Annotated in this window: 24 protein-coding genes and 1 tRNA gene; 6 read left to right on the top strand and 19 right to left on the bottom strand. The window is 56.8% G+C overall.

Going from position 1 to position 22665, the window contains the following annotated elements; translation table 11 throughout:
- Positions 1-9: 9 nt before the first annotated feature.
- The 3 genes from KHQ28_RS01360 to KHQ28_RS01350 form a co-directional block, all read right to left on the bottom strand.
- Positions 10-1386, bottom strand: a complete 1377-nt coding sequence (locus KHQ28_RS01360; RefSeq protein WP_004174417.1) for a pyridoxal-phosphate dependent enzyme — start codon at positions 1384-1386, stop codon at positions 10-12.
- A 395-nt stretch (positions 1387-1781) separates the two neighbouring features.
- Positions 1782-1857 (bottom strand) — tRNA-Phe (locus tag KHQ28_RS01355).
- 105 nt (positions 1858-1962) lie between these two features.
- The gene (locus KHQ28_RS01350; protein ID WP_002916694.1) at positions 1963-2676 is read right to left on the bottom strand and encodes a DUF554 domain-containing protein; all 714 of its coding nucleotides are present in this window, start codon (positions 2674-2676) and stop codon (positions 1963-1965) included.
- Between the two features lie 419 nt (positions 2677-3095).
- Here KHQ28_RS01350 and KHQ28_RS01345 point away from each other — a divergent pair, with 419 nt between their 5' ends.
- Positions 3096-5234: an ornithine decarboxylase gene (locus tag KHQ28_RS01345; protein ID WP_009484134.1), complete on the top strand. Its 2139-nt coding sequence runs from the start codon at positions 3096-3098 to the stop codon at positions 5232-5234.
- 43 nt (positions 5235-5277) lie between these two features.
- Here the strand turns inward: KHQ28_RS01345 and KHQ28_RS01340 are convergent, their stop codons facing one another.
- The 4 genes from KHQ28_RS01340 to mutY all read right to left on the bottom strand — a co-directional run bounded on the left by KHQ28_RS01340 (position 5278) and on the right by mutY (position 9217).
- Positions 5278-6531 carry a nucleoside permease gene (locus KHQ28_RS01340; protein ID WP_004144787.1) on the bottom strand — a complete coding sequence of 418 codons (1254 nt, stop codon included), beginning with the start codon at positions 6529-6531 and terminating at the stop codon, positions 5278-5280.
- Between the two features lie 191 nt (positions 6532-6722).
- Positions 6723-7805 carry a membrane-bound lytic murein transglycosylase MltC gene (gene mltC, locus KHQ28_RS01335; RefSeq protein ID WP_002916629.1) on the bottom strand — a complete coding sequence of 361 codons (1083 nt, stop codon included), beginning with the start codon at positions 7803-7805 and terminating at the stop codon, positions 6723-6725.
- Positions 7806-7854: 49 nt separating this feature from the next.
- Positions 7855-8130, bottom strand: a complete 276-nt coding sequence (locus KHQ28_RS01330) for an oxidative damage protection protein (protein WP_004105744.1) — start codon at positions 8128-8130, stop codon at positions 7855-7857.
- Between the two features lie 28 nt (positions 8131-8158).
- A complete protein-coding gene (mutY, locus tag KHQ28_RS01325; protein WP_002916628.1) occupies positions 8159-9217 on the bottom strand; it encodes an A/G-specific adenine glycosylase in 1059 nt (352 codons plus the stop codon).
- Positions 9218-9353: 136 nt separating this feature from the next.
- Here mutY and trmB point away from each other — a divergent pair, with 136 nt between their 5' ends.
- Genes trmB through KHQ28_RS01310 form a run of 3 tightly spaced genes read left to right on the top strand, consistent with a single transcriptional unit; the run spans position 9354 to position 11169 of the window.
- Complete coding sequence (gene trmB / locus KHQ28_RS01320) at positions 9354-10073, top strand: tRNA (guanosine(46)-N7)-methyltransferase TrmB (protein ID WP_002916627.1); 720 nt, start codon at positions 9354-9356, stop codon at positions 10071-10073.
- The gene (locus tag KHQ28_RS01315) at positions 10073-10399 is read left to right on the top strand and encodes a YggL family protein (RefSeq protein ID WP_002916620.1); all 327 of its coding nucleotides are present in this window, start codon (positions 10073-10075) and stop codon (positions 10397-10399) included. The genes trmB and KHQ28_RS01315 overlap by 1 nt, the downstream gene beginning before the upstream one ends.
- A 50-nt stretch (positions 10400-10449) precedes the next feature.
- The gene (locus tag KHQ28_RS01310) at positions 10450-11169 is read left to right on the top strand and encodes a DUF2884 domain-containing protein (RefSeq protein WP_002916619.1); all 720 of its coding nucleotides are present in this window, start codon (positions 10450-10452) and stop codon (positions 11167-11169) included.
- A gap of 40 nt (positions 11170-11209) precedes the next feature.
- On the opposite strand, the gene hemW is transcribed toward KHQ28_RS01310, so the two are convergent.
- The 5 genes from hemW to KHQ28_RS01285 are packed head-to-tail and all read right to left on the bottom strand — an operon-like array spanning position 11210 to position 14520.
- Positions 11210-12346 (bottom strand): radical SAM family heme chaperone HemW, encoded by a 1137-nt coding sequence (gene hemW, locus KHQ28_RS01305; protein WP_002916617.1) that lies wholly within the window; start codon positions 12344-12346, stop codon positions 11210-11212.
- Entirely contained in the window at positions 12339-12932 is a 594-nt protein-coding gene (locus tag KHQ28_RS01300; RefSeq protein WP_032418358.1) for an XTP/dITP diphosphatase, read from the bottom strand. Before KHQ28_RS01300 ends, hemW begins: the two co-directional genes overlap by 8 nt.
- A 12-nt stretch (positions 12933-12944) precedes the next feature.
- Positions 12945-13235, bottom strand: coding sequence for a DUF167 family protein YggU (gene yggU, locus KHQ28_RS01295; protein ID WP_032418359.1), 291 nt, complete (start codon positions 13233-13235; stop codon positions 12945-12947).
- Complete coding sequence (locus tag KHQ28_RS01290) at positions 13232-13798, bottom strand: YggT family protein (protein WP_002916613.1); 567 nt, start codon at positions 13796-13798, stop codon at positions 13232-13234. The genes yggU and KHQ28_RS01290 overlap by 4 nt, the downstream gene beginning before the upstream one ends.
- 20 nt (positions 13799-13818) lie before the next feature.
- Positions 13819-14520, bottom strand: a complete 702-nt coding sequence (locus KHQ28_RS01285; protein ID WP_004144780.1) for a YggS family pyridoxal phosphate-dependent enzyme — start codon at positions 14518-14520, stop codon at positions 13819-13821.
- A 16-nt stretch (positions 14521-14536) separates the two neighbouring features.
- On the opposite strand from KHQ28_RS01285, the gene KHQ28_RS01280 reads away from it, so the two are divergent.
- Both KHQ28_RS01280 and KHQ28_RS01275 read left to right on the top strand, forming a co-directional pair.
- Positions 14537-15517: a type IV pilus twitching motility protein PilT gene (locus KHQ28_RS01280; RefSeq protein WP_004900568.1), complete on the top strand. Its 981-nt coding sequence runs from the start codon at positions 14537-14539 to the stop codon at positions 15515-15517.
- Between the two features lie 348 nt (positions 15518-15865).
- A complete protein-coding gene (locus KHQ28_RS01275) occupies positions 15866-16519 on the top strand; it encodes a LuxR family transcriptional regulator (RefSeq protein WP_002916607.1) in 654 nt (217 codons plus the stop codon).
- 52 nt (positions 16520-16571) lie between these two features.
- Here the strand turns inward: KHQ28_RS01275 and ruvX are convergent, their stop codons facing one another.
- The 7 genes from ruvX to KHQ28_RS01240 form a co-directional block, all read right to left on the bottom strand.
- On the bottom strand, positions 16572-16988 hold the full coding sequence (gene ruvX / locus KHQ28_RS01270) for a Holliday junction resolvase RuvX (RefSeq protein ID WP_002916605.1): 417 nt from the start codon (positions 16986-16988) through the stop codon (positions 16572-16574).
- Positions 16988-17551: a YqgE/AlgH family protein gene (locus tag KHQ28_RS01265; RefSeq protein WP_002916603.1), complete on the bottom strand. Its 564-nt coding sequence runs from the start codon at positions 17549-17551 to the stop codon at positions 16988-16990. Before KHQ28_RS01265 ends, ruvX begins: the two co-directional genes overlap by 1 nt.
- Before the next feature lie 174 nt (positions 17552-17725).
- Positions 17726-18676, bottom strand: coding sequence for a glutathione synthase (gene gshB, locus KHQ28_RS01260; RefSeq protein ID WP_002916600.1), 951 nt, complete (start codon positions 18674-18676; stop codon positions 17726-17728).
- A gap of 20 nt (positions 18677-18696) precedes the next feature.
- Positions 18697-19428: a 16S rRNA (uracil(1498)-N(3))-methyltransferase gene (rsmE, locus tag KHQ28_RS01255; RefSeq protein ID WP_032418360.1), complete on the bottom strand. Its 732-nt coding sequence runs from the start codon at positions 19426-19428 to the stop codon at positions 18697-18699.
- Positions 19429-19519: 91 nt separating this feature from the next.
- On the bottom strand, positions 19520-20227 hold the full coding sequence (gene endA, locus KHQ28_RS01250) for a deoxyribonuclease I (RefSeq protein WP_002916589.1): 708 nt from the start codon (positions 20225-20227) through the stop codon (positions 19520-19522).
- Positions 20228-20321: 94 nt separating this feature from the next.
- Entirely contained in the window at positions 20322-20822 is a 501-nt protein-coding gene (locus KHQ28_RS01245; protein ID WP_002916588.1) for a SprT family zinc-dependent metalloprotease, read from the bottom strand.
- Between the two features lie 77 nt (positions 20823-20899).
- The gene (locus tag KHQ28_RS01240) at positions 20900-22294 is read right to left on the bottom strand and encodes a sugar porter family MFS transporter (RefSeq protein ID WP_002916587.1); all 1395 of its coding nucleotides are present in this window, start codon (positions 22292-22294) and stop codon (positions 20900-20902) included.
- Between the last annotated feature and the right edge of the window lie 371 nt (positions 22295-22665).

Here is a 22665-nt window from a genome sequence, read left to right as displayed (position 1 = left end):
AAAAATTCCTTATTGTGCGACTCGGTTACGCCAGGCGGTCAATACATCGCTGCGGGTGACCAGGCCAAGAAAACGCGTGTTGTCAGCGATCACCGCCACCAGACCGCGATCGAGAATGGCCTGCAGTTCACTCTCTGGCGCACGCTTATCGAGAGTTTCAACATGGCGGCTCATCGCTTCGCTGACCGGCAGGGAGAAGCGTTGGCGATCGCCCTGTACGTGGCGGATCAAATCCCACTCATCGACGATGCCGACCACGCGGCCATCCTCCAGTACCGGCAGTTGGGAGATGTCATACAGCCGCATGCGGGTAAAGACCGCGGCCAGGGTGTCGTCCGGCGCGGCCGTGACGGTAGCGCCTTCGTCATGGCGCAGGGCGATAAAATCACTGAGATCGCCCTGTTCGGGGCGGGCGATCAGTCCTTGCTGGCGCATCCAGTCGTCGTTGAACATTTTGGACAGGTATTTATTGCCGCTGTCGCAGGCGAAGGTCACCACCCGCTTCGGACGGCTTTGCGTCCGGCAGTAGCGCAGCGCGGCGCTGAGCAGGGTGCCGGTGGAAGAGCCGGCCAGCACTCCTTCGACCTGCAGCAGCTGGCGCGCGGTGTGGAATGCTTCGCAGTCGCTGACGCGATACGCGGTATGTACCCCCTCCAGCCTGGCCAGCGGCGGGATAAAATCTTCGCCGATCCCTTCGACCAGCCAGGATCCCGTTTCGCCGTAGCGTCCGGTATCGACCTGATCGGCAAGGATCGAACCCGCCGGATCGGCGAGAATAAATTCCGTTTTCGGCGAGTGCTCAGCAAACCAGGCCTGAAGCCCACCCAGCGTGCCGCCGGAGCCGACGCCGACGACGATGGCGTCGATGTCGCCCTCCAGCTGCTGATAAAGCTCCGGCGCAGTGGAGGTGGCATGGGCCAGCGGATTGGCGTCGTTATTAAACTGGTCGATATAAAAGGCGCCCGGCGTTTCATCGGCAAGGCGGCGGGCATAATCCTGGTAGTAGGCCGGGTGGCCTTTATTGACGTCGGAGCGGGTGAGCAGCACCGTCGCGCCCAGCGCCCGAAGGTGAAAGATTTTCTCGCGGCTCATTTTGTCCGGCACCACCAGGATCAGGCGGTAATTTTTCTGCGCCGCAATCAGCGCCAGACCGAGGCCGGTATTGCCGGCGGTGGCTTCGATAATCGTTCCCCCGGGCGCCAGTTTTCCCTGGCGCTCGGCTTCATTAATCATCGACAGCGCAACCCGATCTTTAATTGACCCGCCGGGGTTCTGATTTTCCAGTTTTAAAAACAGACTGCAGGGCCCGGTATCCAGTTTGTGCAACTGGAGCAGGGGAGTATGACCGATCAGGTCGCTCACGGAATGAAACAGTGACATAACCATTTACCCACTCGTTTAAGATATTTTTGCATGCTAGAACTGTGAAAACAGTTATTTAAAGAATATTTCTCTGTCATTTAGCGCAAAATGGAATATAAGATGCTATTTGGCCATCTGGAGGGAAAGCAGGGCAGCCACCTGGGCGGATCGATTGCCAGAAAAGAGCGTTTTTAGCCGCTTTTAGCGGGAAAATGGCGATTTTGATCAGTGTGTTATCTGATATCTGAAAATGTATTTGCGAAAAGATTCTATGGAGAATAGGCCTGCGCTTGTCGTTAACTAGCAGCGGGCTGGCCAGGAGAAAAACGCAGCAGGGAAATCACGGGTTAACGCAGTTCGATGGAGAGTCCGGCTACAGAAAAGCAAAAACCCGCCTTTTGGGCGGGTTCTTTAAATAGTGGTGCCCGGACTCGGAATCGAACCAAGGACACGGGGATTTTCAATCCCCTGCTCTACCGACTGAGCTATCCGGGCAACGGGGCGCATTAAACCGTAATCGCCGCGCCTCGTCAACGAAATTTATCTGTTTTGCAGCAGACTGAACAATCTATCACCACATTGCGCTAAAAGCACGCGTTTTCAGGCAAAAAACAGCGTCCAGGCCGCGGAAATCGGCATCGCCAGCACCAGCGCAGGCAGCATATTCACTACGGCAAACATTTTTATCCCGCAGATGCGCAGCCCGGTGGCCACCAGCAGCATGCCGCCGACGGCGCTGAAATCCGCCAGCATCATCGGCGTGGTAAGCGGCATAATGATCGCCGCGCAGGCTGCAAGAGTCAGCTGGATAAGCAGCATCGGTACGCTGATGGCGGCGACGGCAATGCCCAGGGTGCAGGCGAAGATGGTGGCGGTGAAAAAGTCGAGAAACGCTTTGGCAATCAGAATGCTGGCGTCGCCGGTCATCCCTTCGCGCATGGCGCCGAAGACGCCGGTGCCGCTGGCGCAGAACAGGACGATAATCGCCACATAGCTCTGAATATAAGACTCATGAGCCGAAGCCTTTTTCTTGCCTTTCGCTGACATCAACTGCTGGAGTTTACTGACCAGCGTATTGATGCCTTTTTCCATATTGCATATTTCGCCGAGCAGCGTCCCTACCAGGGTCGACAGCACCATCACCGGCAGATTGGCGCACTTAATGACCAGTAAAATGCCGATGCCCAATGACGCCAGGCCAAAAATAGAGGTCATTGCGGTGCGGATCCGTTCCGGCAACCGTTGGCTGAGTAAGGCGCCCAGCACACCGCCGACCAGCACCGCGCTGGCGTTAATAAAAGGTCCTGTAACCACGCTGACTCCTGTTAAAAATCCCTGATAACCGCATTATTATGGCGTTAACTTACCGGGAAAGCTTGTGTATCCGTGATATAAGTGCATACGGTTTTCATCTTGCGCCTGTTCGGGAAAGGTGCCATGATTGCGCGAATTTTCTCCTCCCTGATATGAGGCCGCCGATGACGACACAGCCATTATCTCGCCAGCGACGCCGCGCCCAGATGCGCGGGCTGCCTCATCTTGCTACGCTTACCCCTCTGTTCACCATGCGGTGAAGGACACGTATGCTCACTGTAGGGCAACAGTAAGATCGGACGCGTCTGCTTTTACTGATGTCCGGCGGTCGGAGCTGAATCCGTCAGACCCGGACACATCGTTGGGCAAGGTCTCCCTTGTCTGAGGTTTTTACACTCCCGATACGGGCATTTGCGCTTATGAAATCCATGCACATTGCCGCCAGCTGCGAGCTGGTCACCCGCTTGTCCACCCACCGTCGCGTTGTGGCGCTGGACAGTACCGATTTTACCGATGTGGCGGCAGTCGTCATCTCCGTGGCCGACAGTCGCAGCGGCATCCTTACTCTCCTCAGGCGTAGCGGATTTAACCTGCCGGTCTACCTGCTGAGTGAGACGGCGGTCGACAAGCCGGAGGGGGTGCAGGCGGTGATCGCCGGTAAAGATCAGGAGTGGCTGGAGCTGGAGGCGGCGGCCTGTGATTATGAAGCGCGTCTGCTGCCGCCGTTTTTCAATACCCTGACCCAGTACGTCGAGATGGATAACAGCACCTTTGCCTGTCCGGGGCATCAGCACGGGGCGTTTTTCAAAAAGCACCCTGCAGGCCGTCAGTTCTATGACTTTTTTGGCGAAAATGTCTTTCGCGCCGACATGTGCAACGCCGATGTGAAATTAGGCGATCTGCTGATCCACGAAGGATCGGCCAAGCACGCGCAGAAGTTCGCTGCGAAGGTGTTCAACGCGGATAAAACCTACTTCGTCCTCAACGGCACCTCGGCGGCCAACAAAGTCGTGACCAACGCGCTGTTGACCCGCGGCGATCTGGTGCTGTTCGATCGCAACAACCACAAGTCAAACCATCACGGGGCGCTGATCCAGGCGGGGGCGACGCCTGTTTACCTGGAAGCCGCGCGCAATCCGTTCGGCTTTATCGGCGGCATTGACGAGCGCTGCTTTGATGAGCATTACCTGCGGGATCTCATCCGCGAAGCGGCGCCTGAGAAAGCCAATGCCTCCCGCCCGTTTCGTCTGGCGGTGATCCAGCTGGGGACCTACGACGGCACGGTCTATAACGCCCGCCAGGTGGTGGATAAGATCGGCCACCTCTGCGATTACATCCTGTTCGACTCGGCGTGGGTGGGCTATGAGCAGTTTATCCCAATGATGGCCGACTGCTCGCCGCTGCTGCTGGAGCTGACCCCCGACGATCCGGGTATTTTTGTCACCCAGTCCGTGCACAAGCAGCAGGCCGGCTTCTCACAGACGTCGCAGATCCATAAAAAGGATAACCATCTGCGCGGCCAGGCGCGTTTCTGTCCGCACAAGCGGCTGAATAACGCCTTTATGCTGCATGCCTCCACCAGCCCGTTCTATCCGCTGTTTGCCGCGCTGGACGTCAACGCCAAAATTCATGAAGGTGAGAGCGGCCGCCGCCTGTGGGCCGAGTGTGTGGCGCTGGGCATTGAGGCGCGCAAAGCGATCATCGCCAACTGCAAGATGATCCAGCCCTTTATTCCGCCAGTGGTGGCGGGGCGTCCATGGCAGGATCACCCGACCGAGGCGATCGCCCGGGAGCGCCGCTTCTTCAGCTTCGAACCCGACGCGCGCTGGCATGGTTTTGAAGGCTACGCGGACGACCAGTATTTTGTCGACCCGTGCAAACTGTTGCTGACCACCCCGGGCATTGACGCTGAAAGTGGGGAGTACAGTGAGTTTGGCATCCCGGCAACCATTCTGGCGCATTATCTGCGTGAAAACGGCATCGTGCCGGAGAAGTGCGATCTCAACTCGATTCTGTTCCTGCTGACGCCGGCGGAGAGCGCCGAAAAAATGGCGCAGCTGGTGGCGATGCTGGGGCAGTTTGAACAGCATATTGAAGCGGATACGCCGCTGGCCGATGTGTTGCCGACCATCTATAACAAATATCCGGTGCGTTATCGCGACTATACCCTGCGCGAGCTGTGCCAGGAGATGCACGATCTGTACGTTAGCTTTGACGTGAAGAGCCTGCAAAAAGAGATGTTCCGTAAACGGAGCTTCCCAAGGGTGGTGATGAATCCCCAGGATGCCAACCACGAGTTTATTCGCGGCAACGTTGAGCTGGTGCGTCTGAGCGAGGCGGAAGGCCGCGTCGCGGCGGAGGGGGCGCTGCCGTATCCGCCGGGCGTGCTGTGCGTGGTGCCCGGCGAGGTCTGGGGCGGCGCCGTGCTGCGCTATTTCCTCGCGCTGGAGGAGGGGGTCAATATGCTGCCTGGCTTCTCGCCGGAGCTGCAGGGGGTTTACAGCGAGACGGATCCGGACGGCATTAAGCGGCTGTATGGCTACGTGCTGAAGGGATAAAAAAACGCCCCGCCGAACAGGCGGGGCGTTTTACTTTTGCCGATCACACGCTCTGCTGGGCGGCGGTCGGTTGTCTGACGTGTTTGTATTTGAACAGCGCCACGAAGGCAAAGGCCAGCACCAGCGAATAGCCGGCGAAAATCAGCCACACGCTCTGCCAGTCAGTGATCCCCTCGACGGTAAAGTGTTCGACGACTTTGCCGCTCACCATCCCGCCGAGAATACAGCCGAAGCCGTTGGTCATCATCAGGAACATCCCCTGAGCGCTGGCGCGGATTTCCGGGCGCACCTCTTTCTCAACGAACACCGAACCGGAGATGTTAAAGAAGTCGAAGGCGCAGCCGTAGACGATCATCGACAGCACCAGCAGTACAGTGCCGAACGGCGTCGGGTCGCCAAAGGCGAACAGGCCGAAGCGCAGCATCCACGCCACAATACTGATAAGCATCACGTTCTTAATGCCGTAGCGGCTAAGGAAGAATGGGATGGTCAGGATAAACAGCGTTTCGGAAATCTGCGAAATCGACATCAGCACTGACGCGTGCTCGACGATAAAGCTGCCGGCAAACAGCGGATCTTTATCGAAGCTGTGCAGGAAGGTGTTACCGAACATGTTAGTGATTTGCAGCTCGGCGCCGAGCATCATCGAGAAGATAAAGAAGATAGCCATACGCTTGTTTTTAAACAGCGCAAAAGCGTTCAGGCCGAGCATCTCCGTCCAGCTTTGATTGCGCTGGGCGTTGGCGACCGGAATATGCGGCAGCGTCAGGGTGAACAGAGTCAGCAGGACCGACAGCGTCGCGCCAATGTACAGCTGCATATGGCTCAGTTCAAAGCCGGAGAAGCTCACGCCCCACATGGCGAGGATAAAGCCGATGGTGCCCCAGATACGAATTGGCGGGAAATCGGTGACAATATCCAGCCCCGCCGACTGCAGGCGGTAGTAGGAGATGGTATTGATCAAGCCAAGCGTCGGCATATAGGCCAGCGAGTTAAGCAGGATCACGAGGAACATCTCGCCCGGCGTGGTGACCTGCGCCGCGAGGTACAGCGTTAACGCGCCGACCAGGTGGCAGATGGCGTATACCCATTTGGCGCTGATCCACTTATCGGCGACGATGCCGAGCAGCGTCGGCATCAACACCGCGGCGATACCGAGCGAGCTATACACTGCGCCGATTGCCGCGCCGTCAAACTTCAGCGTGACAAACATGTACGAGCCAAGCGTGGTGAGCCAGCTCCCCCAAAGGCAGAACTGCAGGAACGACAGTATTTTGAGCTGCAGCTTAAGATTCATGTAGTTATCCTCACGAATGTGGGCTTGTTATGTTTTTAAAATAACATTAATCCCGTTATTTTGATGCGATTCTATCATTCACTAGCTTAATGCTTCTGTTAACTGCCGCAGAAAACCGAAAGATATTACAGAGTATGGCGGAGAATAAGCGCGGCCTCAGCGCGGGGCTGAGGCCGGAGTCGGGAGGAGGGCTATTTACGGCGGTAGCTTTTCTGCGCCGTATTAACTTTGTACAGATAGCGGCGCGATTCCGCCGACGGATGGCGGGTGGTCAGCGTCTGGTAGACGTCCCCTGGCGCCATGCTGTTGATAATATTGGCCGCCTGCACTTTATCGCTGGAGAAGACCCGCAGTACGCTGCCGGCGCCGCCGTTATAGGCAGTGATCACCGCGTAGCGACGCGAGGTGGGGTTATCGATGCCGGCGAGGTAAACATTGTTCAGCATCGCCAGGTAGGCGGTACCGGTGTCGATATTATTCGCCGGGTCAAACAGATAGCTGCGGCTTGGCAGGCCGGATTTACCCTGGGAGCGGAAGACGTCTCTGCCGGCGCTGTGCTGGACCACCTGCATCAGCCCCATGGCGTCGGCATGGCTGACCGCATAGGGGTTAAAGGAGGATTCGGTCTGCATAATCGCGAGGATCAGCGACTCATCAACCCCATACTTACGCGAGGCCTGACGCACCATGCCGAGGTATTTATGCGCACGTTTGTCGAGGTGGTTCGGCACCAGGTTAATGGTGATGCTGTAGACCACGCGCAGGCCGTTGTTGCGGCTCTTCAGACGGGTTTGCAGCAGATAGTCGGCAAAGCGCGCGGCGCGCCACTCCCAGCGAATCGACGCCCCGGTGTTATCCACCACCTGGCCATAGAGGAACGGCTCTTTGGAGATCTGGATGTCATCGACATCGGAATAGAGGTCAATGGAGTTGGGGTCATCGCCCATCAACAGGGTTTTGACGATCGCCTGGCGCAGACGTCCGCGAGGGTCGGTGCCGGCAATGGTCTCGACGGTGATCGTCCCTTCATCGAAGTTGATGTGGCTGCGGGTTTGATACTGGTCGGTGTACTTGACGTAGTCCTTTGGCCCGGCGAGCAGGACTTCGTTGTACCCCCAAATGTTCTCGATGTTGTGGGCGAACTGGCCCATCAAAATATCGAATCCGTTCGTGTCCTTGACCCAGGCCTCGTTGTATTCGGCGCCTTTTTTATTGGAGCTGGAACACGAAACGAGCAACGGCGCAATCAGCGCGAGCGCTAAGTATTTTTTCATCATTCCGGGCGTGCGTGTTGTGTTTGTTTTTTTAAAGGCCGCAGGGCCCTTACTGTTTTTCCGGCGGCGTGTAGCCTTCGATGTGCACGTCTTTCCCTTCAAACAGGAACTGCACCATCTCCTGCTCAAGCAGTTTGCGGTGCTCCGGGTTCATCATGCTGAGCTTTTTCTCGTTGATCAGCATGGTCTGCTTGTGCTGCCACTGCGCCCAGGCTTCTTTGGAGATTTCGTTGTAAATACGCTTTCCGAGCTCGCCCGGATACAGCTGGAAATCCTGGCCGTCCGCTTCACGCTGCAGGAAGGTACAAAAAATGGTTCTGCTCATAATTAATCCTCTTTGATAGCCGAAAAATTTATACCGGCGCTCCGGCTTTTAGCTGTTGCAACAAGCGCTCCACGGGGGCCGCCAGACCGACCGACGGCGGCTGCGCTAAGTTATACCAGAGTGCGTTGCCTTCATCCATGCATGCGCCAGATGAGTGCACTGTAAGCCACATCGGCACAATATCCAGGTGGAAATGACTGAAAGTGTGGCGAAAAGCGGTTAATTGCGTCAGATTATCGGCCTTAATCTGGCGCTGCGCCAGCCACTCGCGTAGCTCCGCTTCGTCTGCAAACTGCGGAAAACAGAACAACCCGCCCCACAGACCCACCGGCGGACGCTGGGAAAGAAACACCTCGTCGCCGTGCTGCATCAGCAGGAAGTAGCCGGTGCGTTCCGGGAGGGTCTGCTTCGGTTTTTTGCCCGGGTATTCCGCCCATGAATGGTTCGCGTAGGCCACGCAGCCGTTGCTCAGCGGACACAGCTCGCACTTCGGCTTCGAGCGGGTGCAAACCATTGCCCCGAGATCCATCATCGCCTGGTTGAAGCGCTCGACGCCCTCTGCCGGGGTGACCTCTTCGCTGATGTCCCACAGCCGTTTTTCCACCTCTTTTTTCCCCGGCCAGCCGCTGACAGCATAGCAGCGGGCGAGCACGCGCTTCACGTTGCCGTCGAGAATCGGATAATGCTGACCGAGCGAAAGGGATAAAATCGCCCCCGCCGTTGAGCGCCCGACGCCGGGCAGCGCCGCCACTTCGTCAAAGGTCCGGGGGAATTCCCCGCCGTGCAGTGTGGCGACTTGCTGTGCGGCTTTATGTAAGTTGCGCGCCCGCGCGTAGTAGCCCAGACCGGTCCACAGATGCAGCACTTCATCCAGCGGCGCGTTGGCGAGATCCACCACCGTGGGGAAACGCGCCATAAAGCGTTCAAAATAGGGGATTACCGTGGTCACCTGGGTTTGTTGCAACATCACTTCGGAGAGCCATACTTTGTAGGGCGTCTTGGCGATTTGCCAGGGCAGGGTTTTACGCCCGTATTTGTCGTACCAGTCCAGAACCTGGGCTGAAAATTGCGTGGCGAGAAAAGTCAAAGCTACGGCTCCGGGATCGCGATTACAGGGGGGCAGATTGCAGCATAAGGGCGAGTGGCTGTAAACCCTTGCATCCGCCGGGTAACTTTGGATAATGCCCGTTTTCCGAACACATTCACAAGCAGACCAAACTTTTATGAAAAACGACGTCATCTCTCCGGAATTCGATGAAAACGGTCGCCCGCTGCGCCGTATTCGTAGCTTCGTCCGTCGCCAGGGCCGCCTGACGAAAGGGCAGCAGCATGCGCTGGATAACATTTGGCCGGTGATGGGCGTTGAATTCAACGATGCGCCGCTCGATTTCGCCGCCCTGTTTGGCCGTGACGCGCCGGTCACCTTAGAAATTGGCTTCGGGATGGGCGCCTCGCTGGTGGCGATGGCGAAAGCCAAACCGGAACAGAATTTCCTCGGCATTGAAGTACACTCCCCGGGCGTTGGCGCTTGTCTGGCTTCTGCGGAAGAAGAAGGCGTACAAAACCTGCGCGTAATGTGTCACGATGCAGTGGAAGTGCTACATACCATGATCCCGGATAACTCGCTGAATATGGTGCAACTGTTTTTCCCTGATCCGTGGCATAAAGCGCGTCATAATAAACGTCGTATCGTGCAGCCGCCTTTCGCTGAGCTGGTGAAAAGCAAGCTGAAGCTCGGCGGCGTCTTCCATATGGCGACCGACTGGGAAGCTTATGCCGTGCATATGCTGGAAGTCATGTCCTCGCTGGAAGGCTATCGTAACCAGTCGGCAAGCAACGATTACGTACCGCGCCCGGAATCGCGCCCGGTAACCAAATTTGAACAGCGTGGCCATCGTCTCGGCCACGGCGTATGGGACTTAATGTTCGAGAGGGTGAAATAATGGCCAAGAATCGTAGCCGTCGTCTGCGTAAAAAAATGCATATCGATGAGTTTCAGGAGTTAGGCTTCTCCGTCGCCTGGCGTTTCCCGGAAGGGACCAGCGAAGAGCAGATCGACCAGACGGTCAACGATCTGATCGAAGAGGTGATAGAGCCGAACAAGCTGGCCTTCGACGGCAGCGGTTATCTCTCCTGGGAAGGGCTCATCTGCATGCAGGAGATTGGTAAGTGCACTGAAGAGCATCAGGCTATCGTACGCAAATGGCTGGAAGCGCGTAAGTTAGAGGATGTGCGCACCAGCGAACTTTTTGACGTCTGGTGGGACTAAGTTTGACAAGGGTCGGCAATTGCCGGCCCGTTTTGTCTTAAGGGAGTTTTATGATGCGTAAAACGCTGCTGGCGGTGGCGCTCTCCGTCACCGCTTTGTCTGCCCATGCGGACTACCAGTGTAGCGTCACGCCGCGTGACGATGTGATCCTCAGCCCGCAGCAGGTGCAGGTGAAAGGGGAAAACGGCGATCTGGTGATAAAGCCGGACGGCAATCTGACCTTTAACGGCAAGGCCTATGCGCTCAGCGCCGCCCAGCGCGAACAGGCGCAGGATTATCAGGCCAGCCTGCGCAGCAGCCTGCCGTGGATTGACGAAGGCGCGCGTTCGCGAGTCGAAAAAAGCCGCAAGGCGCTGGATAAAATCATTACCGAACAGGTTGGCGCCAACAGCAGCATGCACGGTCGCCTGACCAAACTGGATGCGCAGCTGAAAGAACAGATGAACCGCATTATCGAACGTCGCAGCGATGGCCTGACTTTCCACTATAAAGCTATCGACCAGGTACGCGCCGATGGCCAGCAGCTGGTGAATCAGGCGATGGGCGGCATTCTGCAGGACAGCATTAACGAGATGGGGGCGAAAGCGGTGCTCAAAGGCGGCGGTAATCCGCTACAGGGCATTCTCGGCAGCCTCGGCGGCCTGCAAACGGCGATTCAGGAGGAATGGAAAAACCAGGAGGCCGATTTCCAGCAGTTTGGTAAGGACGTCTGCAGCCGGGTGGTATCGCTGGAGGACAGCCGCAAAGCGCTGGTTGGCTCGCTGAAATAATGCCATGGCGGTCCGCTTCCCGGCAGGACCGCCGCAGCGTTTACTCGTTCAGAAACAACTCAAGCAGGGAATTCAGGAACAGCTTACCGTGCTCGGTAATCTGCCAGTTCTGCTCGTCTTCCTGCAGGTAGCCCTGGGCTATCGCCGCGTCCAGCTGCGGGCGGATCGCCGCTTCCTCAAGTCCGGTATAGCGGCTAAATTCAGCGCGCGGCGCGGCCTCCAGCAGGCGAAAACGGTTCATAAAGAACTCAAACGGTTTATCCGCTTCTTCCACATCATGCTGACGCTCAAGGTAACGGCCTTCCATATACCCGCGCGGGTGGCGGGTTTTGGCGGTTCGCAGAATGCGTCCGTCAGGGAAGGTGATCTTGCCGTGCGCGCCGCAGCCGATGCCGAGGTAGTCGCCAAAGCGCCAGTAGTTGAGATTATGCTGACACTGGAAGCCTGGCTTAGCATAGGCGGACGTCTCGTACTGCTGATAGCCGGCGGCGCTCAGCAGCTGATGCCCCTGCTCGAAAATATCCCATAGCGCGTCGTCATCCGGCAGCACCGGCGGCCGGGAGCCGAACAAGGTGTTCGGCTCAATGGTCAGCTGGTACCACGACAGGTGCGGCGGGTTGAGGGCAATCGCCTGACGCAGATCGTCCAGCGCCTCCTCCAGCGACTGGTCCGGCAGACCGTGCATCAGGTCGAGGTTGAAGCTGCGCAAGCCGAGGCCGCTGGCGAGACGTGCTGCGCGCTTGGCCTCCTCCGGGCCGTGGATCCGCCCCAGGCGCTGGAGCTTCGGTTCGCTAAAGCTTTGTACGCCGATGGAGATGCGGTTCACCCCGGCGCGCTGATAATCAACGAAGCGATCGGCCTCCACGGTACCCGGGTTGGCTTCCATGGTGATTTCCGCCCCGGCGGCCAGCGGCAGGCAGGCGCGGACGCCATCCAGCAGGGTTTGCATGGCCGGGCCGGACAGCAGGCTCGGCGTTCCGCCGCCGATAAAAATAGTGCCTATTTCCCGTCCCTGGGCATATTGCGCATCAGCCTGCAGATCGTTCAGCAGATGCTGGACGTAGTCATCATGCGGCACCTCGCCTTTCAGCGCATGCGAATTAAAATCACAGTACGGGCATTTCTGCACGCACCAGGGAATATGGATATAGAGACTCAGCGGCGGCAAATTAGCCATTACGTAATGCTTCCAGTAACAGTTTCAGCGCCTGCCCGCGATGGGAAATGGCGCTCTTTTCTTCACGGCTCAGTTCGGCCGCGGTTTTCCCTTCTGACGGGACGAAGAAGATCGGGTCGTAACCGAAGCCGCCATGACCGGCGGCTTGTCGGATGATTACCCCAGGCCAGCTGCCGTGGCACACCAGCGGCGTGGGATCCTCGGCATGGCGCAGATAGACCAGCACGCAGTGGAACTGGGCCTGACGCTGGTCGTCCGGCACGTCCTTTAACGCGTCGAGCAGCTTCTCAAGATTCTGCTGGTCGCTGGCATCGACGCCGGAATAGCGGGCGGAGTAAATACCCGGCGCGCCGCCAAGAGCATCGACGGCCAGACCGGAATCGTCAGCGATGGCCGGCAGGCCGGTGATCTGCGCCGCGTGGCGCGCTTTCAGAATCGCGTTTTCAATGAAGGTCAGGCCGGTCTCTTCCGCAGAGTCCACGCCCAGCTCGGTCTGAGCGACGATATCGAGACCAAAATCTTCCAGCAGCGAGGCCAGTTCGCGCACTTTTCCGGCGTTACCGGTAGCGAGGACGACTTTTTGCATGATAAATCCTGTTTATTCAGTTAGCGCCGCGACCGCAGTCGGGATCTGTTGTGGGGCGATGATTTTAACTTGCTTATGGCGGCCCAGCTTGCCTTTTTCAATCAGTACCTGGCTTTTGGCGACGCGGAACTGTTTGGCGAGAAATTTCACCAGGTGGGCATTGGCCTGGCCATCAACGGGCGGGGCGGTAATGGCGACTTTAAGCTCGTCGCCATGTACGCCCACGATGCTATCGCGGCTGGCCTTAGGCTGAATGTACAGCCTCAGCACCAGCCCGTCAGCGCAGGTTTCAACGGCACTCATAGCGCCATCCACAGCCCCGGCAGCAGTACATTACCGGTGGCCTGCAGCACTTCGGCAATGCCCATATTGATTACGTACAACAGCAATACCAGCACCATCGGCGAGAAATCGATACCGCCCATCGACGGCAGCAGGTTGCGGATAGGGCGCAGCAGCGGGTCCGCCAGCTGCATCAGCACATACTCCACCGGGCTACGGCCTTGGCTGACCCAGCTCATGATCGCCATCAATAGCAGTACCCAGAAGATCAACGAGCCGATGGTTTTCAGCAGAATAAGCAGAGCGGAGATCCAGATGATCGGCTGGAAGGTGATCACCATAAACAGCACGATCGCTTTGATGACGCAGAGAATAAATGCCACCAGCAGCGAGGCGCTGTCAATCGGCCCCATTGCCGGGATAATCCGGCGCAGCGGTCCGACAATCGGCTGCGTGGCTTTCACCACAAACTGCGAAAACGGGTTGTAAAAGTCGCAGCGCGCCCACTGCATCCAGACGCGTAACAACACGACCATCGTGTAAAGCTCAATGACCGTTGAAAGTAGGAAAGTCAACGTCTTCATGGCGTTCCTCAGATTCCTTATTATTTGCTGTAGTCGCGCGCACCAAAAATGGCTGTACCGATGCGCACCATCGTGCTTCCCGCCGCGATTGCGGCTTCCATATCGTCCGACATTCCCAGAGACAACGTATCGACCGTGGGGTACCGCGTTTTTAATCGCGCAAATGCTACCGCCATTTGCCGGGCGACGGCAAACTGCCTTACATATTCTGACTCAGGCGCGGGGATGGCCATCAGGCCGCGCAGTTCCAGATGAGGTAACTCAGCGATCTCCGCCGCTAAGCCGTCGAGCGCTTCCAGCGGGATGCCGGATTTGCTCTGCTCATCGCTGATGTTAATTTGAATCAGCACCTTCAGCGGCGGCAAATGCGCCGGGCGCTGCTCGTTCAGGCGGGTGGCGATTTTCAGCCGATCGACGGTGTGGCACCAGTCAAAATGCTCTGCCACCAACCGGCTTTTGTTGGACTGCAGGGGGCCAATAAAGTGCCACTGCAGCCCGCTGACGCCAGCCTGCTGGAAATGGTTAATCTTCTCCACGCCCTCCTGGACGTAGTTTTCACCAAATGCCCGCTGGCCTGCCGCAATGGCTTCTTCGATCGCGCTCGCAGGTTTCGTTTTACTCACTGCAAGCAATGTCACTTCTTCTGGCGCACGCCCGCATCGGGCGGCAGCACCGGAGATTTTGTCCCGGACCTGTGCCAGGTTATGCGCAATATCGTTCATATTCCGAGGATGAGTTATGAAGCTGGAAGAAATCGTAGCCCTTAGTGTAAAGCATAATGTCTCCGATCTACACCTGTGCAATTCCGCCGCACCGCGCTGGCGGCGGCAGGGCAGGCTGCAGCCCGCGCCCTTTCCCGCGCCGGATATTGCAAATTTACTCAACGACTGGCTCGATGCCGCACAGTTACTGCACTGGCAGGAACACGGCCAGATTGACTTTGCGCTGACCCTGGCCTGCGGTGCGCGGCTGCGCGCCAGCGCCTTCGCCCATACGCGTGGGATATCGCTGGTGCTGCGCCTCCTTCCTGAACAGTGCCCGCGTCTGGACACGCTCGGCGCCCCGCCTGCGCTGAGCGAACTGCTGGCGGAAGAGAGTGGTTTGCTGTTGGTCACCGGAGCGACGGGCAGCGGCAAGTCGACCACCCTGGCGGCAATGGTGGGGCACCTCAATCAGCATCTTGATGGCCATATTCTGACGCTTGAAGATCCGGTGGAATTTATTCATCACAGCGAGCGCTGTCTGATCCAGCAGCGGGAAGTTGGCCGTCACTGTCCTTCGTTCGCCGCGGCGCTCCGCGTGGCGCTGCGCCAGGATCCGGATGTGATCCTGCTCGGGGAGCTACGCGATAGCGAAACCATTCGCCTGGCGTTAACCGCGGCGGAGACCGGGCACCTGGTAATGGCGACATTACATACCCGCGGCGCGGCGCCGGCGGTGGAGAGATTGATCGATGTCTTTCCGGCGGAGGAGAAAGATCAGGTTCGTAGCCAGCTTGCCGGAAGCCTGTGCGCGGTGCTGGCGCAAAAATTGTTACCTGCACGTCAGGGCGGGAGAGTTGCGCTATACGAGCTTCTGGTCAACACGCCAGCGGTGGCGAATTTGATCCGTGAAGGAAAAGTACATCAATTGCCTGGTGTGATGCAGACCGGGATGCAGGCCGGAATGTTGACCTTTACCCAGAGTTTTCAGCAACGTGTCGCTGCAGGCGCGCTATAAGATGAGAAAGAGATTGATATGACAGGTTAAATGATATGTTAGATGAATGTTTATTTGTTGTTTATTAATATTATTTGGTAATACAAATAACTTTTGATTATAAATTCAAATAACACATTCAGATTAGATATGTCGACAGTGAATACGCATTTCCAGGAAAAAAGTTTGATTATCTTTTGACAGCTTTGAGTCATTCGATTTATGCTGTTTGTGGGAATAGGATGATTCTCATGGAATAACGTTTCAGTTTGTAAATTACCTTGGTGATTTATAAATTCACGACTGTTTGTATCTTTTTTTATTCATTTAACCACCATGGCGGTGGGTAACAGCTAAGGAGAGTTTTAAGTGATTAATTTAAATGGAAATTCATCATCTTCTCGTCAGGTAACCTTTATTACCCACCCGTCTATTCAAAGCAAAGCCTTTGCTAGCTATCTGAGCGAAACCCTGATGGCACCGGTGGTTTTACAAAATATTAATAAACCGCTGGCGCAGCGTTTGGCAAAAGATTCTGTAATATTATTTGATATTGCAGTGTCAAATAAGAAATTAAACGGGGTGTGGCGGGATATTATTCGCCTGCAGGCAGATAATCCTCGTTTGTTGATTATTAATAGCGCACAAAAGTATGAGCTATACGAAATGGCGCAGTGGCCGGCTTTATATGGCGTGTTCCGTCATGACGATGATGAATCGCGCTTAATTGAGGGCGTTAAGGCCGTGCTGAACGGCGAGCAGACGGCTGAATTGAGCGTGATGCACCCGGCGATGTACGCTGCGGACCATGCATCGACTCCAGTAGAGAACTCGCCGCTGACCGAGCGGGAATGCGAGATCCTCAACGAACTACGCTGCGGCGCGACGAACCTGGATATCGCCCGCGCGCTGTTTATCAGCGAGAACACGGTGCGGACGCACCTGTACAATGTGTTTCGTAAACTGAGCGTGAAAAATCGCACCCAGGCGGTGAGCTGGGCTAACGAACATCTGCGCCACTAAGCGGGTAAACGTGCGCCGTCAGCGGTCCGCCGGCGGCGCAGGAGGGCAGAGCTTAAAAGCTCTGCTCGAAGTAGCTTTCCAGTATGACTACGGCAGAGGCCGAATCGACGCTGCCTTTATTCAGCGCCCGGTAGCCGCCGTGTTCAAACAGGCCCGCGCGGGCCTCAACCGTACTCAGTCGTTCATCGTGGAGAAGGATCGCGACGCCAAAGCGGCCATGAATTTTATTGGCGAAATTACGCGCGCGCGCCGTCAGCGGTTGCTCGGTGCCGTCCATATTGAGCGGCAGGCCGACGATTACCGCCTCAGGCTGCCACTCTTTAAGCAGTTTTTCGATGACGTTCCAGTCCGGTTTACCGTCCTGCGCCTTCAGCGCCGGTAATGGTCGTGCGGTCGCGGTGATGCGTTGTCCCACCGCCACGCCGATGCTTTTGGTGCCAAAGTCAAAGCCGAGAAAGGTTCCGCTCATCACGCATGCCCCGCGACGCCTGGCATCGTCACAATGTCGATACCAATCAGTTTAGCCGCCTCGCGCCAGCGATCGGCGATCGGCGTACGGAAAAGAATATTCTGATCCGCCGGGGCGGTGAGCCAGGCATTATCTAAAATCTCCTGCTCCAGCTGCCCTTTCTCCCACGAAGAGTAGCCCAACGCAACCAGCACGTTGCCCGGCTGCCGATCGGTACCTAAGGTTTCAAGAACATCCCGCGAGGTGGTAATCACCGTGTTATCCGAGATGCGAATGCTCGAGGAAAAGTCAGAGGGCGGGGTATGCAAAATGAAGCCGCGGTCTTCCGCCAGCGGGCCTCCCAGCATCACCGGTTTATCCAGACGGATCTCTGGATTGCGCGGCTCCGGGACAATTTTGAGCTTCTCAAGGATCCCTTCCACCTGCAGATTTTCCAGCGGCTTATTGATAATAATGCCCATGGCACCCTCGTCGTTGTACTCGCAGATATAGACTACGGAGCGGCGGAAAATGGGGTCCTGAAGCGCGGGCATGGCAATCAGAAAGTGATGCTGTAAATTCATTGTCAGAGGTTCGTTCCTGGTTCAAAAAAGCAACACCCAGTATGCGGGCAAAGTAGAATGGTGTCGATGCACTTTATCTGGCTGGCGCCCGAGTGGCGTCAGGCTGGCAACGTTTCACGAGCGCGGTAATCCGCGCTCGCTGCGCCAAAAGCGGACGTTGGTCCGCCGTCGTGCTTATTTATCGATACGTCTTTCGATAGCGTCCATCAGCATACCGGTGATCGAAATATCCGGGAAGGCGGCTTCGATTTCGCGTACGCAGGTGGGGCTGGTGACGTTAATTTCCGTCAGACGGTCGCCGATGATATCCAGGCCGACGAAGATAAGGCCTTTGGCCTTCAGCGTCGGGCCGACGCGGCGGGCGATTTCCCAGTCGCTTTCGGTCAACGGGCGGGCTTCGCCGCGGCCGCCGGCGGCCAGATTGCCGCGGGTCTCGCCACCCTGCGGAATTCGAGCCAGGCAGTAAGGCACGGGCTCTCCATCCACTACCAACACGCGCTTGTCGCCATCTTTAATGGCCGGCAGATAGTTCTGCGCCATGCAGTAGCGGCTGCCCAGTTCGGTCAGCGTCTCGGCAATCACCCCAAGGTTTGGATCGCCGGCTTTAACACGGAAAATAGAGGCGCCGCCCATGCCGTCGAGCGGTTTCATGATGATATCGCCGTGCTTTTCCCAGAAGGCTTTCAGCTGGGCTTTATTGCGGGTGACCAACGTTTCCGGAGTCAGTTCAGAGAACCAGGCGGTGAACAGCTTCTCGTTACAGTCGCGCAGACTCTGCGGCTTGTTGACGATAAGCGTGCCTTTCTCTTCCGCTCGCTCCAGGATGTAGGTGGCATAAATAAATTCGGTATCAAACGGCGGATCCTTACGCATCAGGATGACGTCAAGGTCCGCAAGCGGCAGATCCTGCTCGCCGGTGAAGTCATACCATTTATCGTAGTTCTGTTCGACGCTCAGCGTGCGCGTCCGGGCGCGGGCTTCGCCGTTGATCAAATAGAGGTCGTTCATCTCCATATAATGGAGTTCATAGCCGCGACGCTGCGCCTCCAGCAACATAGCGAAGCTGGTGTCTTTCTTGATGTTGATGGTTGCGATGGGATCCATCACGATGCCGAGCTTGATCATGGTTCTTCTCCGTTAACGCCTCAACCTAAGTCGCCAAAACGCACCTGTAGGGCGGTGATGGCGGTGAGCGCAGTAGTCTCTGTACGCAGAACGCGCGGTCCCAACAGGATATCAGTAAACTGGTATTGCGCGGTCATCGCTATCTCTTCAGCCGACAGCCCGCCTTCCGGGCCAATCAGCAGACGGACGCGTTCAACCGGCAGCGGCAGCGTGTTAATGCTGGCGCTGGCGCGCGGGTGCAGGTTGAGCTTCAGCCCGCTGTCCTGCTCGGCGCACCACGCCTCCAGCTGCATCGCCGGACATATTTCCGGTACCACGTTACGACCGCTCTGTTCGCAGGCGGCAATAGCGATTTTCTGCCACTGCTGGATCTTTTTCTGCAAACGTTCGGCATCCAGTTTAACGCCGCAGCGCTCGGAAAACAGTGGCGTTATGAGGCTTACCCCGAGTTCGATCGATTTCTGGATGGTGAATTCCATTTTTTCGCCGCGGGACATCACCTGGCCTAAATGGATATGCAGCGGCGATTCCCGATCGTCAGGTTCGCCACTGAGTACCTCAACCGTAACGTTTTTCTTACCGGCCTCGGTGATGACCGCGTCAAACACCTGGTTACTGCCGTCAAAAAGCTGTAGGTGCTGACCGGCGGTCATGCGCAGGACGCGGCCGACGTGGTTGGCCGCGTCATCGCTCAGCGCGATCTGGCTGCCGACAATGAGGCGTTCTGGATGATGGATGCGAGGAATGCGCATGCTTGATATTCCGTTCGTTGCGCAGATGCCAGCTTCCCGCCATCGGGCGGGAAGCACAGGGCTGCAAATTAACAATTGCCGCTAGTGTAGGTTAGCTCTTTTGCGCCTGGCAAGCCTGCTGGACATACGGATTATGGTTGCCCTGCACTTTCGCGATGCGCTCATCACGTTCACATTCCCAGGCGGTGACCGGGTACTGTTTATTCCAGGCGGTAAACAGCTGAGTTTGCTGGCGGGAAAGATTCAGCTGATAGCGGTCGCGCATATAGAAGTAGGTGCGGGCGATGGCGCCGCGAGCGCGGGCAGGGGGCTCGGCGATTTTATCTTTAAAATCGACCTTCATGGTGCACTGGCCGTACTGGCCTTCACCGCCGTTCCACTGGCTGTACATAAAGTTGCCGCGATCGCCATTCACTTCTCCCACCGCCGGCTGCAGGTTGTGCATATCGCTTTCCATCTTGCGGTATTCCGGATCTTTGGCGCAGTTTTTACGTCCACCCTCCTGCCAGCACTGACGCTGATGCCCGAACTGCCATGCCGGCACTACGTGCTCCCATTCAACCCGGCTGGCGCGGTTCTCATTTTTACGCACTTTATAGCCGCAGGATTCCAAATCGATAACGCCTTTTTTCCCCTGCCAGTCGATTTTACAGCCGCAATAAAAATCGCCCGGAACGTCGGCATTCACTTTGACGCCAGCGGCTTTGGCCTGGGAAAAACTATTAATACCAGCGGCCGCAAGCGGACCACTGACTGCCGCGCTCAATACCGCTACGGCTAAAACATGCATACGGGACATCGTTAACTCCGTGTCAAAACGAGCCCGCAACGTAGCGAATGAGGGTGCCGGATGCAATCAGTCAGATCAGAAAGTTTCTAATTAATTCCGATGGTTATTTTTCAGCCACCAGCAGATCGCCGCAGCGAACGCAGCGGTAGGTGGCCTCGCCGCGTACCACCCGGTTATGGCGACGGACGGTGAGCTGGTGCTGCTGACAGCGACAGCGATAGGGGAAGGTGTTCTGGCGGACCGAAGCGAGTTCAAAGCGGTGGGTGCGACGCGCGGGAACGCCAAGGACGCTCTCCATCATCCATTTCCACTCTTTCCCGTGCGGCGCGACGCGGCCGAAATGCTGCCAGACCAGCAGGTGCGCCAGCTCATGCGGCACCACTTCATCGATAAACTCCCGCTGATTTTCCAGCAGCAGCACCGGGTTTAAACGAATTTCGTTTTTCTCCAGCCAGGCGGTGCCGGCGGAAGTACCACGCTGCTGGTAGACCAGCGTCGGTTCCGCATAGCGGCGTTCCAGCTTGCGATTCGCATTGGCGAGATGTTCCCGCAGGCTGCGCATGACGGCCTGCTGAATAGCGATGGGAATACGGGGCGTTTTCATAGCGCCAGAGGATAGTGCGGCGGAGGGGGGAGAGCAAGAGGAAGCTTCCTCCCGGGATGGGAGGAAGCTCAGGAAGGTTAATCGCGGGCACCGATCTCGCGCAGTGGACGACCCTGCATCAGGTTACGTTCAATATGTTCCAGCGAGACGTTTTTGGTTTCCGGGATCAGCCACAGCGTCAGCAGGATAAACAGCACGTTCAGACCTCCGTACACCCAGAAGGTATTGGCGCTGCCCAGCGAGTTGAGCATGGTCAGGAAGGTGGCGCCGACAATCATGTTGGCAATCCAGTTGGTCGCTGTGGAGCAGGTGATACCGAAGTCGCGGCCTTTCAGCGGCTGGATTTCGGAGCACAGTACCCAAATCAGTGGGCCGGCGCTCATGGCGAAACCGACGATGAACATCAGCAGCATCAGGACGGCGATGTACTGGGCGGTAGAGGAGTGAATGCCGATGTGCATCATGGTACCCAGGACGCCCATACCCGCGGCCATCACGATAAAGCCAAGGATCAGCGTCGGTTTACGGCCCCAGCGGTCGACCAGACCGATGGCGATAAAGGTGGCCAGCACGTTAGTCAGACCGACGATCACTGTCCCCCACATTTGCTCAGTGGTGTTGGCATAACCCGCCAGCTCAAAGATCTTCGGCGCGTAGTACATGATGACGTTCATCCCGGTGAACTGTTGCATCACCTGCAGCAGGATGCCGAGGAACACCGCGCGGCGGAAGTTGCTGTTGTCTTTAAACAGCGACCAGCCGGACTGTTTTACCTTCAGGCTTTCACGGATTTCATCGAGCTCGCGTTTCGCTTCGGCGCTGGTATCGCGCAGGCGCAGCAGCACGCGTTCCGCATCGACAAAGCGACGTTTGGCGGCGAACCAGCGCGGGCTGTCCGGCAGGAAGATAACGCCGATCAGCAGCAATACCGCCGGAATGATGATAACCCCGAGCATCCAGCGCCATGCGCCGCTGTAGCTGAAAGCGGTGTCAGAGAGATAGGCGCCAAGGATCCCGATGGTGATCATCAGCTGGTACATGGAAATCATACTGCCGCGAATTTTTTCTGGCGCGATTTCCGATAGATACAGCGGAGCCGTATATGAGGCGACGCCCACCGCCAGGCCGAGCAGCACACGGGAAACCAGCAGGATCTCGACGTTTGGCGCGGCGGCAGAGAACAGCGAACCGGCGACGAAGAGGATGGCGCCGATCATCAGGCTCTTTTTCCGGCCCAGTTTGAAAGAGAGCCAGCCGCTGCCGACCGCGCCGACGGCAGCTCCGAACATCATGGAGCTGACCACCCACTCCTGGGTGTGGGCGGAAATCTGGAACTCATTGGCAATAAAGGGTAAGGCACCCGCAATAACACCGATATCAAGGCCGAACAGCAGGCCAGCCAGCGCGGCGAGGAAACAGACGAAGAACGTCATAGTCTTGTTCGAACGCCCTTGTTTTTTGTTGTCAGGCATAACGCCCTCCAGTTGAGTTATTGATTCTGTCGATGGTTAGGGTAGGACACTCGTCGGTAAAAAAACGTGACTATAATCACGGCTGTGTAATCGTTTCCACAAAGGTAAAGAAACGTAATTCATTAAATGCTTTTTAAATCAGCAATATAAACAAGGATAGACGACATTTTGAAAAACGGTAATCAGAGTTGACCGAAACAATATGTAACATTGTGAAAAATGGGTACAGGAGATAGCGTCTTTGGGCAGAAGGTGACAGTCTTTACTATGTAATCGCTTTCATTTTTTGGCGGCCGCGCGTTGAAATGGGGGCGCAGAAAAGGGGGGGGGGAGGCGTAAATAAAAATGCCAGCGCGAGGCTGGCCTTGAAG

Origin of the sequence: Klebsiella sp. 28, from assembly GCF_018223905.1 — a bacterium.
GTDB classification, from domain to species: Bacteria; Pseudomonadota; Gammaproteobacteria; order Enterobacterales; family Enterobacteriaceae; genus Klebsiella; species Klebsiella pneumoniae.
The sequence above is the reverse complement of the archived record's forward strand: the minus strand, read 5'-3'. Positions and strand labels throughout refer to the sequence as shown.